General features: G+C 66.0%; 18 protein-coding genes. 8 read left to right on the top strand and 10 right to left on the bottom strand.

Annotation, left to right across the window (positions count from 1 at the left end; all coding sequences use genetic code 11):
* The 6 genes from NG900_RS20815 to NG900_RS20790 all read left to right on the top strand — a co-directional run.
* The coding region (locus tag NG900_RS20815) for a porin (protein ID WP_338001377.1) at nt 1–342 on the top strand (342 nt) is incomplete at its 5' end.
* A gap of 150 nt (nt 343–492) precedes the next feature.
* The gene (locus NG900_RS20810) at nt 493–1,518 is read left to right on the top strand and encodes an ABC transporter ATP-binding protein (RefSeq protein ID WP_252683254.1); all 1,026 of its coding nucleotides are present in this window, start codon (nt 493–495) and stop codon (nt 1,516–1,518) included.
* A gap of 77 nt (nt 1,519–1,595) precedes the next feature.
* Nucleotides 1,596–2,861 carry an ABC transporter substrate-binding protein gene (locus NG900_RS20805; protein ID WP_252683253.1) on the top strand — a complete coding sequence of 422 codons (1,266 nt, stop codon included), beginning with the start codon at nt 1,596–1,598 and terminating at the stop codon, nt 2,859–2,861.
* A 27-nt stretch (nt 2,862–2,888) separates the two neighbouring features.
* The gene (locus tag NG900_RS20800) at nt 2,889–3,809 is read left to right on the top strand and encodes an ABC transporter permease (protein WP_252683280.1); all 921 of its coding nucleotides are present in this window, start codon (nt 2,889–2,891) and stop codon (nt 3,807–3,809) included.
* A gap of 1 nt (nt 3,810) precedes the next feature.
* Nucleotides 3,811–4,716, top strand: coding sequence for an ABC transporter permease (locus NG900_RS20795; RefSeq protein ID WP_252683252.1), 906 nt, complete (start codon nt 3,811–3,813; stop codon nt 4,714–4,716).
* Between the two features lie 9 nt (nt 4,717–4,725).
* Nucleotides 4,726–5,469, top strand: a complete 744-nt coding sequence (locus tag NG900_RS20790; protein ID WP_252683251.1) for an aspartate/glutamate racemase family protein — start codon at nt 4,726–4,728, stop codon at nt 5,467–5,469.
* Between the two features lie 17 nt (nt 5,470–5,486).
* Here NG900_RS20790 and NG900_RS20785 read toward each other — a convergent pair whose 3' ends face one another.
* The 10 genes from NG900_RS20785 to NG900_RS20740 all read right to left on the bottom strand — a co-directional run bounded on the left by NG900_RS20785 (nt 5,487) and on the right by NG900_RS20740 (nt 15,162).
* The gene (locus NG900_RS20785; RefSeq protein WP_252683250.1) at nt 5,487–5,879 is read right to left on the bottom strand and encodes a RidA family protein; all 393 of its coding nucleotides are present in this window, start codon (nt 5,877–5,879) and stop codon (nt 5,487–5,489) included.
* Between the two features lie 13 nt (nt 5,880–5,892).
* Nucleotides 5,893–6,315: an acyl-CoA thioesterase gene (locus NG900_RS20780; RefSeq protein ID WP_252683249.1), complete on the bottom strand. Its 423-nt coding sequence runs from the start codon at nt 6,313–6,315 to the stop codon at nt 5,893–5,895.
* On the bottom strand, nt 6,312–7,928 hold the full coding sequence (locus NG900_RS20775) for an AMP-binding protein (RefSeq protein WP_252683248.1): 1,617 nt from the start codon (nt 7,926–7,928) through the stop codon (nt 6,312–6,314). The genes NG900_RS20780 and NG900_RS20775 overlap by 4 nt, the downstream gene beginning before the upstream one ends.
* A gap of 35 nt (nt 7,929–7,963) precedes the next feature.
* Nucleotides 7,964–9,139 (bottom strand): acyl-CoA dehydrogenase family protein, encoded by a 1,176-nt coding sequence (locus tag NG900_RS20770; RefSeq protein WP_252683247.1) that lies wholly within the window; start codon nt 9,137–9,139, stop codon nt 7,964–7,966.
* Between the two features lies 1 nt (nt 9,140).
* Nucleotides 9,141–9,992, bottom strand: coding sequence for an enoyl-CoA hydratase family protein (locus NG900_RS20765; RefSeq protein WP_252683246.1), 852 nt, complete (start codon nt 9,990–9,992; stop codon nt 9,141–9,143).
* A 17-nt stretch (nt 9,993–10,009) separates the two neighbouring features.
* On the bottom strand, nt 10,010–10,585 hold the full coding sequence (locus NG900_RS20760; protein WP_252683245.1) for a MarR family winged helix-turn-helix transcriptional regulator: 576 nt from the start codon (nt 10,583–10,585) through the stop codon (nt 10,010–10,012).
* Nucleotides 10,582–11,349, bottom strand: coding sequence for an SDR family NAD(P)-dependent oxidoreductase (locus NG900_RS20755; protein ID WP_252683279.1), 768 nt, complete (start codon nt 11,347–11,349; stop codon nt 10,582–10,584). Before NG900_RS20755 ends, NG900_RS20760 begins: the two co-directional genes overlap by 4 nt.
* A 7-nt stretch (nt 11,350–11,356) precedes the next feature.
* Complete coding sequence (locus tag NG900_RS20750; protein WP_252683244.1) at nt 11,357–13,729, bottom strand: bifunctional salicylyl-CoA 5-hydroxylase/oxidoreductase; 2,373 nt, start codon at nt 13,727–13,729, stop codon at nt 11,357–11,359.
* 136 nt (nt 13,730–13,865) lie between these two features.
* Complete coding sequence (locus tag NG900_RS20745; protein ID WP_252683243.1) at nt 13,866–14,681, bottom strand: dienelactone hydrolase family protein; 816 nt, start codon at nt 14,679–14,681, stop codon at nt 13,866–13,868.
* A 28-nt stretch (nt 14,682–14,709) separates the two neighbouring features.
* A complete protein-coding gene (locus tag NG900_RS20740; protein WP_252683242.1) occupies nt 14,710–15,162 on the bottom strand; it encodes a tautomerase family protein in 453 nt (150 codons plus the stop codon).
* Nucleotides 15,163–15,259: 97 nt separating this feature from the next.
* Here NG900_RS20740 and NG900_RS26640 point away from each other — a divergent pair, with 97 nt between their 5' ends.
* A complete protein-coding gene (locus NG900_RS26640) occupies nt 15,260–15,382 on the top strand; it encodes a hypothetical protein (RefSeq protein ID WP_289813896.1) in 123 nt (40 codons plus the stop codon).
* 27 nt (nt 15,383–15,409) lie between these two features.
* Nucleotides 15,410–16,231: a GlxA family transcriptional regulator gene (locus NG900_RS20735; protein WP_252683241.1), complete on the top strand. Its 822-nt coding sequence runs from the start codon at nt 15,410–15,412 to the stop codon at nt 16,229–16,231.
* Nucleotides 16,232–16,256: the final 25 nt, after the last annotated feature.

Here is a 16,256-nt window from a genome sequence, read left to right as displayed (position 1 = left end):
GTGGGCGGCGCGGGCACGTTCCAGTCGATCCCGAGCATGTCGGCGCGCAAGGCCACGGTCGTCGAAGGCGGCGTGGACTACGCCTTCACTCAGGCCTTCACCCTCTCGGGCGATGTGCTGTACCGGCACAACTCCACACTGTCAAACAGCACGATGGTCTATCGCCTGCTGGCGCAATACAGCCTGTCCAAGCGCACCACGCTGCTGGCCAACGTGGCGCATCTGAAGAACTCGTCGGGCGCCACGGAGGCACTGGTCAATACCTCGTCAGGCGCCATTGGCGGCGGCGTGCCCGGCATGACGCAGACCTCGGTCACGCTGGGCGTGCGCCACGCCTTCTAAGCCGTACGGAGCCAGCCGCGCCATCTGCCCAGGTATGTGGCACGGCTGCCCACCCATGCGACCTCACGCACCAGATCGACCCATGCCAAGCGCTCGCTTCGCAACACATGCAGCGCGCACAAGCAGGCATACCTCTTGCACCGCCCCGACATGACGCGCTTACCCACCGACTCGGCTATCTCTCTGGAACTCGTCGCGCTGACCAAGCGTTACTCCGACGACGGGGTGGCGGTCGACGCCATCAACCTGCGCGTGCCGGCCGGCAGCTACTGTTGCCTGCTCGGGCCATCGGGCTGCGGCAAATCGTCGACGCTGCGCATGATTGCCGGCCACGAAACCGTGACCGAAGGCGACATCCTTCTCGGCAATCGCAACATCACCAACCTGCCCGCCGCAGCGCGCGGCACGGCCATGATGTTCCAGAGCTACGCGCTGTTCCCGCATTTGAGCGCGCTCGACAACGTGGCTTTCAGCCTGAAGATGCGCGGCGTGAGCGCCAACGAGCGCCGCCAGCGCGCCAAGGCGTTGCTGGAGCGCGTGGCGATGGGCCACCTGGCACAGCGCCGGCCAGGCGAATTGTCCGGCGGCCAGCAACAGCGCGTGGCGCTGGCGCGCGCACTCATCATGGAGCCGCGCGTGCTGCTGCTCGACGAGCCGCTCTCCGCGCTTGACCCGTTCCTGCGCACGCAGATGCGCGCCGAACTGCGGCGCTGGCAGCAGGAGCTGGGCCTGACCTTCATCCACGTCACGCACTCGCAGGAAGAAGCGATGGCGCTGGCCGACCAGATGGTGGTCATGAACCACGGCCGCATCGAACAAGCGGGCAGCCCGCGCGAGGTCTACAACCAGCCGGCCACTGCGTTCGTGGCCACCTTCATCGGCGGACACAACCTGCTGGAAGACGCCCACGGCCCGGTGGCCGTGCGCATCGACCGCATGGCTCTGCACGGCGATGCCGCCGCCGCCGGCGACCGCCCACGCGTGGCGGGGCGCATCTGCGACATCGAATACCAGGGCACGCATGTGCTCGTTGGCGTGCAGACCTCGCCCTCGCAACGCCTGACGGTGAGCCTGCCCGAAGCCGACACCACCATCGCGCACCTGTCGCTGCATCAGCCGATCTGGGCCTCGTGGGATGCCGCGCAGGCCCACCGGTTGCCGGCCCTGCCCGCTTGAGCCTGCTTTTCAAATTTCCATCCGCAGCCTGACGGCCTCAGGCGATGCCTTCACCTTCACACCACAGGGGTTGCTTCATGTCTGACGATTCCATCGACTTCAAGGCTGGCCGCCGCACCGCACTCAAGGGCATGGCCGCCATTCTGGCCACCGGCGTGGCGCCCGTCGTCCTCGCGCAGGAAAAACCAACGCTGCGCTACCTCGGTACCGCGGTCAACCAGGACAAGGCCATCGCCGAGAAATTCGAGGCCGACACCGGCATCCGCCTGCAATACGTGGCCGTGACCACCGATGAAGTCACCAAGCGCGCCGTCACCGCACCCAACAGCTTCGACCTGATCGACACCGAGTACTTCTCGCTCAAGAAGATCGTGCCGACCGGCAACCTGCTGGGCATCGACGCACGCCGCATCAAGAACGCCGACAAGATCACCTCGCTCTTCACCAAGGGCGAAGTGGCCGGCAAGAAGGTCGGCGACCAGGGCACCGCGCCGAAGAAGGTGATGTATCTGCCCGCTGCGAATGCCACCACGTTCTCGGCATCGCCCACGCAGTTCATGACGCTGATCCCGACCGTCTACAACGCCGACACGCTGGGCATCCGCCCTGACCTGATCAAGCGCCCGATCAGCTCGTGGGCCGAACTGCTCAACCCGCAGTTCAAGGGTAAGGCGTCGATCCTGAACATTCCCTCGATCGGCATCATGGATGCGGCGATGGTGGTGGAGGCGATGGGCCTCCACAAGTACGCCGACAAGGGCAACATGACCAAGCCCGAAATCGACCTGACCATCAAGACGCTGATCGAAGCCAAGAAGGCCGGCCAGTTCCGCGCGCTGTGGAAGGACTTCAACGAAAGCGTGAACCTGATGGCCTCGGGCGAGGTGGTGATCCAGTCGATGTGGAGCCCGGCGGTGACGGCCGTGCGCGGCAAGGGCATCGACTGCGTGTTCCAGCCGCTCAAGGAAGGCTATCGCGCATGGGCCGCGGGCTTCGGCATTCCGAAGACGGTGTCGGGCAAGAAGCTCGACGCCGCATACGAATTCATCAACTGGTTCCTCGACGGCTGGGCCGGTGCGTACCTGAACCGCCAGGGCTATTACAGCGCCGTGCTCGACACTGCCCGCGCCAAGATGGAAGCGTACGAATGGGCCTACTGGATGGAAGGCAAACCCGCCGCAAAAGACATCAAGAGCCCCCACGGCGACCTGCTCGCCAAGGCCGGCAGCGTGCGCGACGGCGGCAGCTACGAGCAGCGCATGGGCGGCATCGCCTGCTGGAACGCGGTCATGGACGAGAACGAGTACATGGTCCGCAAGTGGAACGAATTCGTTGCCGCCTGACCCGACCTCGTCACTCCACACCACCTGATCATGACGACCACCGCTCCATCCGACCCGACCTCCGCCGGCACCTCGCGTTCAGTCGGCCCCGGCCTTCAGGCGCTGCCGTTTGCGGCGGTGTTCGTCGTGTTCTTTCTCATCCCGCTGGGGCTGGTCGCCATGGTCAGCTTCTGGGATTTCAACGAGTACGCGCTGCTGCCGACCTTCACCCTGCGCAGTTACGGCAAGCTGTGGGAAGGCTGCAGCCGTCTCAACGAATACGGTGATTTGTGCGTGACCGTGTCGACGTACCTGTCGACGCTGCGCTTTGCGCTCGGCACGTGGCTGCTCACGCTGGTGCTGGGTTTTGCGCTGGCGTATTTTCTGGCCTTCCACGTGCGTTCCACCGCCGTGCAGACACTGCTGTTCGTGATCTGCACGGTGCCGTTCTGGACGTCCAACGTGATTCGCATGATTTCGTGGATTCCGCTGCTGGGCCGCAACGGCCTCGTCAACCAGACCTTGCAGGCCATGCACCTGACCAGCCAGCCGCTGGAGTGGCTGCTGTACTCCAACTTCTCGGTGCTGCTGGCCTATGTGCACCTGTACACCATGTTCATGATCGTGCCGATCTTCAACTCGATGATGCGCATTGATCGCTCGCTCATCGAAGCCGCGCGCGATGCTGGTGCCAGCACGTGGCAGACGCTGTGGAACGTGATCGTGCCGCTGTCGCGCAGCGGCATCCTGATCGGCTCGATCTTCATCTTCACCATCGTCATGGGGGACTTCGTCACCGTGGGGGTGATGGGCGGGCAGCAGATTGCCTCCGTCGGCAAGATGATCCAGGTGCAGACGTCGTACTTGCAATTTCCGCTGGCGGCCGCCAACGCCATGGTGCTGCTGCTGACGGTGCTGATGATCATCTGGGGCCTGACCCGCGTGGTCGATATCCGCAAGGAGCTTTGAGATGGCCAAGCGCTTTCGTGAACCGCGCGCCCCCGGCTTCTGGCCGCTGGCGTGCCTATTCGGTCTATTCGTGCTGTTCCTCTATGGGCCGATGCTGACGATCTTCACGCTCAGTTTCCAGGGACCGGAAGGCGGGCTGACGTTTCCGATGAACGGCTTCTCGCTGCACTGGTATCGCCAGCTTGCCGAAGGGCTCGGCACGGTGGACATTGGTGCGGCATTCCGGCGCTCGCTCGCGCTGGGTGCGATGGTGATGGCGCTGACGATGGTGCTGTCGCTGCTCGCAGCACTGGCCTTTCGCAAGCGGCTGCGCGGCGGCGGGGCGTTGTTCTACGTGACGGTGGCCAGCCTGATCATGCCGTCGATTGTGGTGTCGCTCGGTATCGGCCTGCAATTCCGGCTGATCGATACCGGCATCAAGGCGCTGCTCGGTGCGTGGGGCATGGGCGAACAGGCGGACAGTTTCGGCTCTTCGCTGGGGTTGTGGACTTCCGCGCTCGGCGCGCACCTCACGTGGACGCTGCCGTTCGGGCTGCTGATCATGTTTGCGGTGTTCAACCGCTTCAACCCGGCCTATGAAGAAGCGGCGCGCGATCTCGGTGCCACGCCCTGGCAGACCTTCCTCCACGTCGTGCTGCCGCTGATCGCGCCGTCGCTCATCGGCGTGGGCATGTTCGGCTTTACGCTCAGTTGGGATGAAATCGCCCGGACCTCGCAGGCCATCGGCGACGTCAACACGCTGCCGCTCGAACTGCAGGGGCTGACCACCACCGTCACCACGCCGGCCATCTACGCGCTGGGCACGCTCACCACCGTGGTGTCGTTCCTGGTGATGGGGCTGACGCTGCTGGCCATTGCGCGGCTGCGCAAACGTCAGTCTGGTCGTGTGGGCCGTGTGAACGGGTGAGGCAGCACGATGGTCGTCACCACCCAATCGTCCACCGCTGAACCCGTATCCCGGCCTCGCCGGCTGCTGTTGATCAACCCGAACACCACCGTTGCGCTCACGCACGACGTCACACGGCAGATGGAATCCGTGTTGCCGAGCAACGTGGTGGTGGAGTCCATGACGGCACGTTTCGGCGCCGCCTATATCGCCAGTGAGGCTGGCCATGCGGTGGCGGCCCACGCCGCACTCGACGCCTGGACAATCGCGCTGCGGCAGCAGCCCGCGCCCGATGCCGTAATCATCGGCTGCTTTGGCGACCCAGGGCTATTTGCGTTGCGCGAAATCGCGCCATGCCGCGTCACAGGTCTGGCTGAGGCGGCATTGATGGAAGCCGCGACGCACGGCACGTGCGCGGTGATCACAGGCGGACACGCGTGGGGGCCCATTCTCAAGCGCTTGCTGCCAACGCTCACGCATGGCGACGCGGTCCGCGACATCCATACCGTCGAACTCGACGGCGCAGCGCTGCACGCCGCACCGAATGCGGCCGAACGCATTGTGCTGGACGCCTGCGCCTCTGTGCTGCGGCATACGAGGGTTGATGCAATCGTGCTCGGCGGCGCTGGCCTGGGCGGGCTGGCGCAGCGCCTGCAAGACCATGTTTCTGTGCCGTTGGTCGACAGCGTGATCGCTGCCGCGCGCCAGGTCTGGCACGCCCCAAGTGCAGGACACGCGGTACTGCCTGATTGGCTTGGCGAGATCGCTGTGTAGCAGCGAAACGCCGTTCTTCAGTCCGGCACCACGGCCGTCACCTCGATCTCCACCTTCGCCCGGTCTTCCACGAGCGCCGACACCTCCACTGCCGTCATGGCGATGCTGAAGCTGCCGATCAGCTCGCGGAAGGCCTGGCCGATCTCCTTATAGGCCGCCAGGTACGCCTGCTTGTCGGTCACGTACCAGGTCATGCGCACGATGTGCTCGGGCTTGGCATCGCCTTCGGCCAGCACTTCGACAATGTTCTGCAGCGCCTGGCGCACCTGGCCCGCAAAGTCATCGGTGTGGAACACGCCTTGCGCGTCCCAGCCGATCATGCCGGCCACGAAGATCATGCGTCCGCGTGCGGACACACCATTGGCATAACCCTTCGGACGCGGCCAGCCGGGAGGGAGGAGAGCTTGCATGATTCAGTTCCTTCTAGTTCTGTAGTTGAACGCACGCCTCGATGGCCTGCCGCACGTCGGGCGGCATCGCCACGGCGCGATGCGTATTGAGATCGGTAAACACCAGCACCTGCTGCGAGCGCACGCGCTGTTCGTCGCCGGCCCAGCAATCCAGGCCCAGCGTCATGGATGCATTGCCGAGCCGTTCGAGCTTGAGCTTGAACTGCACGTCATCGCCCATGCGGCTGATGGCGCTGAACTCGCAGCTCAGCTTGACGATGGGCAAGCCGATGCGGCGCGGTCCCAGCATCTGCGCATACGAAATGCCCAGGCCATCGGTAAACCAGTCTTCGACCAGCCCGTTGAACAGTACGAGGTACTGCGGAAAGTAGACGATGCCGGCCGGGTCGCAATGCCCGAAGCGGATGCGCGCGGCGCGCTCGAAGTGGTAGCTCATGATTTAGCGGTGTCACGCAGGCGATAGCGCAAGAGTTTGCCGACTTCACTGCGCGGCAGGCTCGGGCGGAACTCGATGGCGCGCGGGTACTTGTACGGCGCCACCGTCTGCTTCACGAAATCCTGCAGCGTCTTCACCATCTCCGGCCCTGCCGTGTGGCCCGGATGCAGCACCACGAAAGCCTTGACGATCTGGCCGCGCTCATCATCGGGCACGCCGATCACACCGCACTCGGCCACCGCCGGATGCTGCATGAGCGCGTCTTCCACCTCGGGCGCGGCAATGTTGTAGCCCGACGAGATGATCATGTCGTCGGTGCGCGAGTGGTAGTGGAAGTAGCCTTCCTCGTCCATCACGTAGGCGTCGCCCGTGAGGTTCCAGCCGTCGCGCACATAGGCACGCTGGCGGTCGTCAGCCAGGTAGCGGCAGCCGGTGGGGCCCTGGACAGCAAGGCGCCCGACCGTACCCGGCGGTACGGGGTTGCCCTCGTCGTCCACCACACGCGCGACATAGCCCGGCACAGCCTTGCCGGTGGCGCCGGGGCGCACGTCGTCATCAGCGGCGGAGATGAAGATGTGCAGCATCTCAGTCGCGCCAATCCCGTCGATCAGTTCGATGCCGGTGGCGTTCTTCCAGAGCGTGCGCGTGGCCACGGGCAGCGCTTCGCCGGCGGACACACAGCGGCGCAGCGGCGTCGCGCGCAGTTCGTCCCCACGCGCGGCGATGTTGCGGTACGTAGTGGGCGCGGTGAACAGCACCGTCGCGCCAAAGTTGCGAATGCCCTCCACCAGGTCGTTCGGTGATGCCTTCTCCAGCAGCACCGTCGACGCCCCCACGCTCATCGGAAACAGGAGCAGGCCGCCCAGCCCAAACGTAAACGCCATCGGCGGGCTGCCGATGAAGATGTCGTCCGCTCGGGCTTTCAGCACATGCGGCGGCCAGCATGCGCAGATGGCCATGATGTCGCGGTGAAAATGCATCGTCGCCTTCGGCACGCCAGTCGTGCCGGAGGTGAAAGCGAGCAGGCAGGTGTCGTCCGCAGCGGTGTCAACGTTGGTGAAGGCGGCCGGCTGGCGCGCCATGGCCGCTTCCAACCCTTCCGGCGTGTCATCGTGGAAGTTCTGCACCTGCACAGGGCTGGCAGCCTGTGCAACAGCATCGTTCAGCTCGTCGACCAGGCGCGCATCGCACAGCGCAAAGCCGATTTCGCCCTTGGCGATGATCTGCCCAAGCTCCTTGGCGCGCAGCAACGGCATCGTGGCGACGGCAATCGCACCCACCTTCATCACCGCAAACCAGCACGCCGCCAGCATCGGGCTGTTGGGCGAGCGCAGCAGCACGCGGTTACCTGGCACCACGCCCATCTCGTTCACCAGCACGTTGGCGATGCGGTTGGCGTGTTCCTGCAAGTCCGCATACGTCCAGCGGATGCCGGGGGCCTGGATGCAGAGGCGACCACCCTCACCTGCCGCCACGCGGCGGTCGAGCAGTTCCGTCGCGCAATTGAGCTGCGCCGGAAACTGCAATGCCGGCAGATCGAAGCGGTAGACCGGCTGCAACTCGGGCGGCGGCAAGCGATCGCGAGCGAAGGTGTCGATATGGGCGCTGGGCATGGCGGGCTCTCCGTCTCTTGGCGGTACGGGTTCGGTCAGTGCTTGGCAGGGGCAACCGCCCGCAGCAACTCGCGCGCGATGATGAGCTGCTGCACTTCGGTCGCACCTTCGTAGATGCGCAGCGCGCGGATCTCGCGGTACAGGCGTTCGACCGGCTGTTCGCTCACCACGCCCAGGCCGCCCCACATCTGCACGGCGGCGTCGATCACCTGCTGCGCGTTTTCGGTGGCGGTCATCTTGGCCATGGCGGCTTCGCGCGTCACGTTGCGGCCCTGGTCACGCTGCCACGCGGCGCGGTAGGTCAGCAGCGCGGCGCTGTCGATGGCGGTGGCCATCTGCGCGAGCTTGGCCTGCGTGAGTTGGAAGTCGGCCAGCACGCCGTTGAACATCTTGCGGGTGGTAGCGCGCGTCAGTGCCTCGTCCAATGCACGGCGCGCAAAGCCCAGCGCAGCCGCAGCCACCGACGTGCGGAACACATCGAGCGTGCGCATCGCCACCTTGAAGCCTTCGCCCGCCGCGCCCACGCGCTGGCTGGCCGGGATGCGGCAATTGGTAAAGCGCAGGCGCGCGAGCGGGTGCGGCGCAATCACGTCGATGCGCTCGGCAATCTCAAAGCCCGGCGTGCCCGCCTCAACGATGAACGCGCTGATGCCGCGCGAACCCGGTGCCTCGCCCGTGCGGGCAAACACGACGTAGAAATCCGCAATGCCGCCGTTGGAGATCCACGTCTTCTCGCCGTCGAGCACGTAGTCGGTGCCGTCTTCACGCGCGGCGCAGGCCATGGCGGCCACGTCGGAGCCGGCGTCCGGTTCGGACAGCGCAAACGCAGAGATTGCCTCCCCGCGCGCTACCTTCGTCAGATAGCGCTCGCGCTGCTCCGGCGTGCCATGCAGCGAGATGGCGCCCGAGCCCAGCCCCTGCATCGCAAACGCAAAGTCGGCCAGGCCGGAATGGCGCGCCAGCGTTTCGCGGATCAGGCAGATGGCGCGTGTGTCGATGGTTTCGCCCGCGCCGCCGTGTGCCGTGCCGCCCACCGCGTGGCGCAGCCAGCCGGCCTGCCCCAGCGATTTCACCAGCGCGCGGCATTCGGCATCCACATCGGGGCCGTGATCGTGCGGGATGTGCTTGGTGGCCCAGGCATCCAGCTCAGCTTCGAGCTGGCGGTGCTTGTCGTCAAAGAACGGCCACTGCAGGTAGTCCTTGTCGCTCATCTCAGTTCCCCTCGAAGACGGGTTTTTGCTTGGCGACAAACGCGTGGTACGCACGCGAGAAGTCTTCGGTCAGCATGCAGATGGCCTGTGCCTGTGCCTCAGCCTCGATCGCCTGCTCGATCGTCATCGTCCATTCCTGATGCAGCATGGTCTTGGTGATGCCGTTGGCGAAGGTCGGGCCGGCGGCCAGATCAGCAGCCAGCGCTTGCGCTTGTGTAAGCACCTCGGCGGGGTCGCACAGGCGGTTGAAGAAGCCCCAGCGCTCGCCCTCTTCGCCGCTCATCGAGCGGCCCGTGTAGAGCAACTCGCTCGCGCGGCCCTGGCCGATGATGCGCGGCAGGATGGCACACGCACCCATGTCGCAGCCCGCAAGGCCGACACGGTTGAAGAGGAATGCCGTCTTGCTGCGCGCGGTGCCCAGGCGCAGGTCCGATGCCATCGCCAAGATGGCCCCTGCACCAGCACACACGCCATCAATGGCGGCGATGATCGGCTGCGGACACGCGCGCATCGTCTTCACCAGCTCGCCGGTCATGCGCGTGAACATCAGCAGCTCGGGCGCCTTCAGTTGCACCAGCGGGCCGATGATCTCGTGTACGTCACCGCCGGAACAGAAGTTGTCGCCCGCGCCAGCCAGCACAATGGCTTTCACGTCATCTGCCCACTTGAGCTGGTGGAACAGATCGCGCAGTTCGGCGTACGAATCGAAGGTAAGCGGGTTCTTGCGCTCGGGCCGGTTGAGCGTGATGGTGGCAACGCCGCCTGCCACGCTCCACAGGAAATGCTTGGCCTGATAGCCCGCCAGCGGGCGGCGGTTGCCGGCCAGCAGGGCCGGATCGATGCGGTCGGTCATGGTTGGGTCGGGTTCGTTCAGGGTTGATCGTCGCGGGCGTCCAGCTCTTCCTCGCGCTGCGCGAGGTGCACGCGCAGGTGGCCGAGCTGCGCATACAGCGCGTCTTTGTTGGCAACGCCCAGGCCGTCGAACATCTCGATCAGCCAGCGTTCGTGCTCGGCAGCCATTTCGGCAAAGTGGCGGCGGCCGGCGTCGGTCAGCAGCACGCGAAAGGACCGGCGATCATCCGGATCCGCCTCACGTTTGACAAGCCCTTCCTTCTCCAACTGATCGGTCAGGCCGGTGACGTTGCCGCCCGTCACCATCAGATAGCGCGACAGCACGTTCATGCGCAGGCCTTCCGGGTGGCGATCGAGCTGGGCCAGATAGTCGAAGCGCGGCAGCGTGGTGTTGAAGCGCGTGCGCAGGCGCTGGCGGATCTGCTGTTCGATCTGCGTGCTGCACGCCAGCAAGCGCAGCCAGATCTTCACGTCGATGTGGTCGTCCACATGCGCGCGGGCTTCCAGGCCGATGTGCTCGTCGCCCAGCGCTTGCGCGACAGCGTGATAGCCGGATGTGCGGGTGGCGAGTGCAGTCTTGCGCGGCTTGCTCACATCACCTCCCCGCCCGAGACCGAGATGGCCTGCCCGGTAATCGACGACGCGCCATCCGAGCACAGCCACACCACGGCATTGGCCACTTCATCGGGCGCGATCAACCGGCCCTGCGGATTGCCCTTCACCAGCTCGGCCCGCGCTTCCTCTGCGCTGCGGCCTGTGCGGGCGACGATGCGGTCGATGCTCTCGCGCACGATGTCGGTTTCCGTATAGCCGGGGCACACCGCGTTGACGGTGACGCCGCGCGCGGCCAGCTCCAGCGCCAGCGAGCGCGTGAGGCCAATCACCCCATGCTTGGCCGCCACATACGCCGACACATACGCATACCCACGCTGCCCCGCCGTGCTCGCAATGTTGACGATGCGGCCACGGCCCGAGACCTGCACATCGGCCAGCGCCGCCTGCGTGCACAGGAACGTGCCCGTCAGGTTGACGGCCAGCATGCGCTGCCATTGGTCGAGCGTGGTCTTGGCAAACGGTGCGCTCTCGGCCTGGCCTGCGTTGTTGACGAGGATGGAGATGGGGCCGAGCCCAGCGCGCGCCGACTCAAACGCCGCCGACACGCTTACCGCGTCCGTCACGTCGCAGGTGACGACCTGCGCGCGGGCGCTGTCGGGCAACGTCTTGGCCGTCGCCTCCAGTACCGCCGCGTTGCGGCCCATCAGCGTGAGCGTGGCGCCCTGCGCGGCCAGTTGTGCGGCAATCGCCGCGCCAATCCCCCGGCCTGCGCCCGTTACAACCGCGTGGTGTCCTGCGAGCATCGTCACGTCAGACCCCCTGCATGCGGTTGGCCTGTTCCAGCGGAGACAACCCCGCCGCCTGCGCCGCCATCGCGCGTTCGCGCTCCAGGTTGCGCTCCAGTTGCAGCTTGCCCGCGCGGTACTGTTTGGGCCACGGCATGTCGAGGTAACCGATGCGCGCAGCTTCGTTCAGCGTCCAGGCCGGGTTGGCCAGGTGCGGACGCGCCACGGCACACAGGTCCGCCCGGCCGGCGGCGATGATGCTGTTGACGTGGTCCGCCTCGGAGATGGCACCCACGGCAATCGTGGCGATGCCCGCCTCGTTGCGCACGCGGTCGGCAAACGGCGTCTGGAACATGCGGCCGTACACCGGCTGCTCCTTCTTGCTGACCTGGCCCGACGAGCAGTCGATCATGTCCGCGCCCGCGGCCTTGAAGATGCGCGCGATCTGCACCGCATCGTCCGGCGTGATGCCGCCTTCCACCCAGTCGTGGGCAGAGATGCGCACCGACATCGGCTTGGTGCTCGGCCACACCTCGCGCACCGCCTGGAAAACTTCCAGCGGAAAGCGCAGGCGGTTTTCCAGCGAGCCGCCGTATTCGTCATTGCGCTGGTTGGTAAGCGGCGAGATGAACGACGACAGCAGGTAGCCGTGCGCGCAGTGCAGCTCCAGCCAATCGAAACCGGCCTCGGCGGCCAAGCGTGCGGAGTGGACAAAGTCATCACGCACACGGTCCATGTCGTCACGCGTCATGGCGTGCGACCACTGGCTCACGCCATCCAGATACTGCTGGGGAGATGCCGAGATGAGCGGCCAGTTCTGCCCCTCATCCAGCGGCAGGTCGATGCCCTCCCACGCCACGCGCGTCGAGCCCTTGGCGCCCGCGTGGCCCAGCTGAACGCCGAGCTTCGCATCGCTGTTGGCATGCACGAACTGCACGATGCGCGCCCAGCCATCACGCTGTTCGGTGTTCCACAAACCCGGGCAGCCCGGGGTGATGCGCGCATCGGGCGACACGCAGGTCATCTCGGCCATCACCAGCCCCGCACCGCCCATGGCGCGCGCGCCCAAGTGCACGAGGTGGTAGTCCGCCGGCTGGCCATCCACACACGAGTACTGGGCCATGGGCGACACCACCACGCGGTTCTTGAGCGTGACGCCACGCACCGTAAAGGGCGTGAACATCGGCGGCACGGGGCCGTGCTCGGGCGCGCGGCTTCTACCCGGTAGACCGGCTTGCTCGGCAATCCAGTCTTCAAACTGTTCGAGATAGCGCTTGTCGCGCTGGCGCAGGTTTTCGTGGCTGATGCGCTGGCTGCGCGTGAGCAGCGAATACGCAAACTGCTCGGTCGGCAGGCTGGCGTAGCGGTCGACGTTCTCAAACCACTCGGTCGAATTGCGCGCCGCGTTCTGGATGCGCAGCACTTCCACACTGCGCACGGCTTCATAGTGTTCGAGCGCGCCTTTCAGGTCCCCCGGGTGCTGGCCGATGCTGCGCGCGAGCTCAATCGAATCTTCCAGCGCCAGCTTGGTACCCGAGCCGATCGAGAAGTGCGCCGTGTGCGCCGCATCGCCCATCAGCACCACCGGCGTGTTGTTCTCGTTGGTATGCACCCAATGCCGGCACACCACGCGCGGAAAGCGGATCCACTGCGCCGAGCCGCGCAGGTGCGTGGCGTTGGAGATCAGCTTGTTGCCATCGAGGTACTTGGCGAACAGACGCTCGCAGTAGGCGATGGCGTCTTCCTTCTCCATCGTCTCCAGCCCGGCCGCGCGCCACACCTCTTCCGGCGTTTCCACGATGAAGGTGGAGGTGTTGTCGTCAAAGCGGTACGCATGCGCCTGAAACCAGCCGTGCTCGGTTTCTTCAAACGCAAAGGTGAAGGCCTCGAACAGCTTGTGCGTGCCGAGCCAGACAAAGCGGCAGCGGCGCGTGTCGATATCGGGTTGATACGTGGCCGCGTACTTGGTGCGGATGCGGCTGTTCAGGCCATCGCTGGCGATGATGAGGTCGGCATCGGCATAGGTGGTGTCATCCTGCACATCGGTTTCAAAGACGAGCTTGACGCCCTCTTCCTCGCAGCGCGCCTGCAGGATGTTCAGCAGGCGCTTGCGCCCGATGCCGCAGAAACCGTGGCCGCCCGAGCGCACCACCTGGCCGCGGATGTGGACTTCAATGTCGTCCCAATGGTTGAAGGCATCGAGAATCTGCGCGGCGCTCTTGGCGTCGGCACGCTGCAGGTTGCCCAGCGTCTGGTCAGAGAAGACCACGCCCCAGCCGAAGGTGTCATACGGCCGGTTGCGCTCCACCACGGTGATGTCGTGTGACGGGTCCTGCAGCTTCATCAGCAGGGCAAAGTACAGGCCAGCCGGCCCACCACCAATACAGACGATCTTCATGACAACGGCTCCGCGTTCAGTGCGGTATTACATTAGTCATGAATAGTTTAGTTGTAAAGTAATTTGCTCGGACGTCGCCCCGGGGGTTTACACCAAATAGGTGGCGGCGGGTGCACACCAGTAGGTGAGTCCCTACTCAAGCCAGCCGCTGCCGGAAGAACGCCAGAATCTCGTCACGCGCGGCCACCGTAGGCTGGCCCGCCACATCGATCAGGTGCGCGGTCACCACGCTGTGCGGACAAGGCACATGCTGCGCAAAAAACGGCGGCGGGTTCGGGTGCGCGGCGCTATCGGGCAACACCCGCGCCACGAACCGATCCCCCAGCGCCTCGGCATAGGCGGCAAAGCGCTGGGTACGGCAGAAGCGGTCACCCTCAAACCGGTAAGCCAGCACGGTCAGGTCTTCGCGCTCCAGCCGCTGGCGCACGGCGGCAGCGTCCTCCGGCGCAATCTCGATGCCGCCGGGCTCGTTCAACGGCAAAGACGGCTGACACAACACCGGCGCCAGCATGGCCGGCTCCAGCATCATCGTCAGCGCAAAATTGCCGGTGAAGCACATGCCGATGGCGCCCACGCCGGGGCCGCCGCACTCCGCATGGGCCAGCCGCGCCAGCGCGCGCAGCCACTGCGTAACCGGGCTCGACTGGTTGGCCGCAAACGCGCGGAACTCCGCACTCACGCACGCGTGGCGGAAGACCTCCGCGCCGGCGTCCGCCTCGGGCACCGCGCCATCGCGGCCGAACAAGGACGGCATGTAGACGGTGAGCCCCGCATCGCGCACCCAGCGCGCGAACCGCGCCACGTGCGGGCTGATGCCGGGCATCTCCGCCATGACAATCACGCCTGGGCCGGTGCCGGCCACGTACACGGTTTTGGTGGTGCCATCCAACGTGATCTGGCGGCGGGTGAAGTCTTCCAGGCGGTCGTCTTCCTGCGGGTGGTGGTGTGTCATGCGCGGGCTCCGGTTGATGGGCTCAGGGTTAGGCCACGAGGTGCTGTAAGTGCGCATAGCCCGCTGCCCTGGCGAAATCGGGCAGCGCCCACAGCGCACCGTTCACACCCCAGGTGCCGTCGGCCACGTCGTGCAACATCACAGAGGTCACAACACGCCGGCCATCGGCCGTCGGCAGCGCCTGCGCAAAGGCTTCGTGCATCTGCTGCACGAACAGCGCCCGCGCAGCGGCATCCAGCACGCCCGCCGGCACGTGCGCGATGGCCATGCACGGCACCATCTGCGTTGCCACCTCCCCCCCGCCGCACCACCACGACCCGGCGGGCACCTCCTCGATCACCACCCAGGTTGTCGCGCGCCTGCGTGGGTCATCGGGAATCTGTTCGGCCTGCGCGGCAGCGGCGGTGATGCGGCGTGCAAGCGCTGCGCGGGCGGCGCCATTGAAGGTGTCTGCGGGAATCTTGACGAGAATGTTCGGCATGCGGGCAACCGTGCGTGCTGTGGAAATGCCTGCATTGAACGCCTTCGGCCGCTAGACTGGCAGTGTCGATTTCGACATCTTTCAGGCAAATTTGGTCATGACGGATTTCACCATCCTCGTACTCTCCGGCGCGTATGCCACCAGCGTGGCGGCCACGCTGGACGTGCTGCAGGCGGCGTCCACGCTTGCCCCACGCACGAAGGCCGCACGCCCCACCTGACGCGTGGTATCGGCCGACGCGCCCAGCGTGCGCCTGAGCAGCGGCATGCAGGTGGAGGCGGCGACGCTGCCCAAACGCCCCCGCCCCGATGGCAGTACCTGGATCGTGCCCGGCCTGGGCCTAGACCATGCCGGTGTGATTGCCACGCGCCTGGCGCAAGACGACGCCCTCCGGGCCGCACGCGCCCTGGCCGCACAGGTAGCGGCCGGCGGGCAGGTGGCGGCATCGTGCTCGGCGGTGTTTCTGCTGCAGGCAGCGGGGTTGCTGCCGGGGCGCTGCGTCACAACGTCGTGGTGGCTGGCCGCCACGTTGCGGCAACTGGAACCCGCATGCACCGTCGATGCCGACCGCATGGTCTGCGCCGATGGCCCGATCAGCACTGCTGGCGCCGCCTTTGCGCAGACAGACTTGATGCTGCACCTGCTGCGCACGCGCTTTGGCGTGGCGTTGGCCGATGCCGTCGGGCGCGTGCTGCTGATCGACGGGCGCCACGCGCAGGCGCCGTTTGTGGTGCCCGCCATGCTGGCCAATGGCAACGCGCTCGTCGCCCGGCTGGTGGCGCGCATTGAAGCCGCCCTGCCCAACCCGCCCAGCGTGCAAACCCTGGCCGACGAATTTGCCATGTCGCAGCGCACGCTGTCTCGGCACGTGCGGGAGGCCACCGGCAGAAGCACCCTCGCCCTGGTGCAGAGCGTGCGGCTGAACCGGGCCCGCATGCTGATCGAATCCAGCCGCATGACCATCGACCGCGTGGCCGAAGCCGTGGGGTATGAAGATGCCACCGCGCTGCGGCGCCTGATGCGCAAGGTGTCGGGCACCAACCCCAGCCAGTATCGGGCCGCGTCCTAGCGTTACAGGCCGTTACACAAGAACC

Origin of the sequence: Ralstonia soli (genome assembly GCF_023955655.1) — a bacterium.
In the GTDB taxonomy this organism is placed as follows: Bacteria; Pseudomonadota; Gammaproteobacteria; order Burkholderiales; family Burkholderiaceae; genus Ralstonia; species Ralstonia soli.
This window is presented reverse-complemented; position numbering and strand designations above follow the sequence as displayed.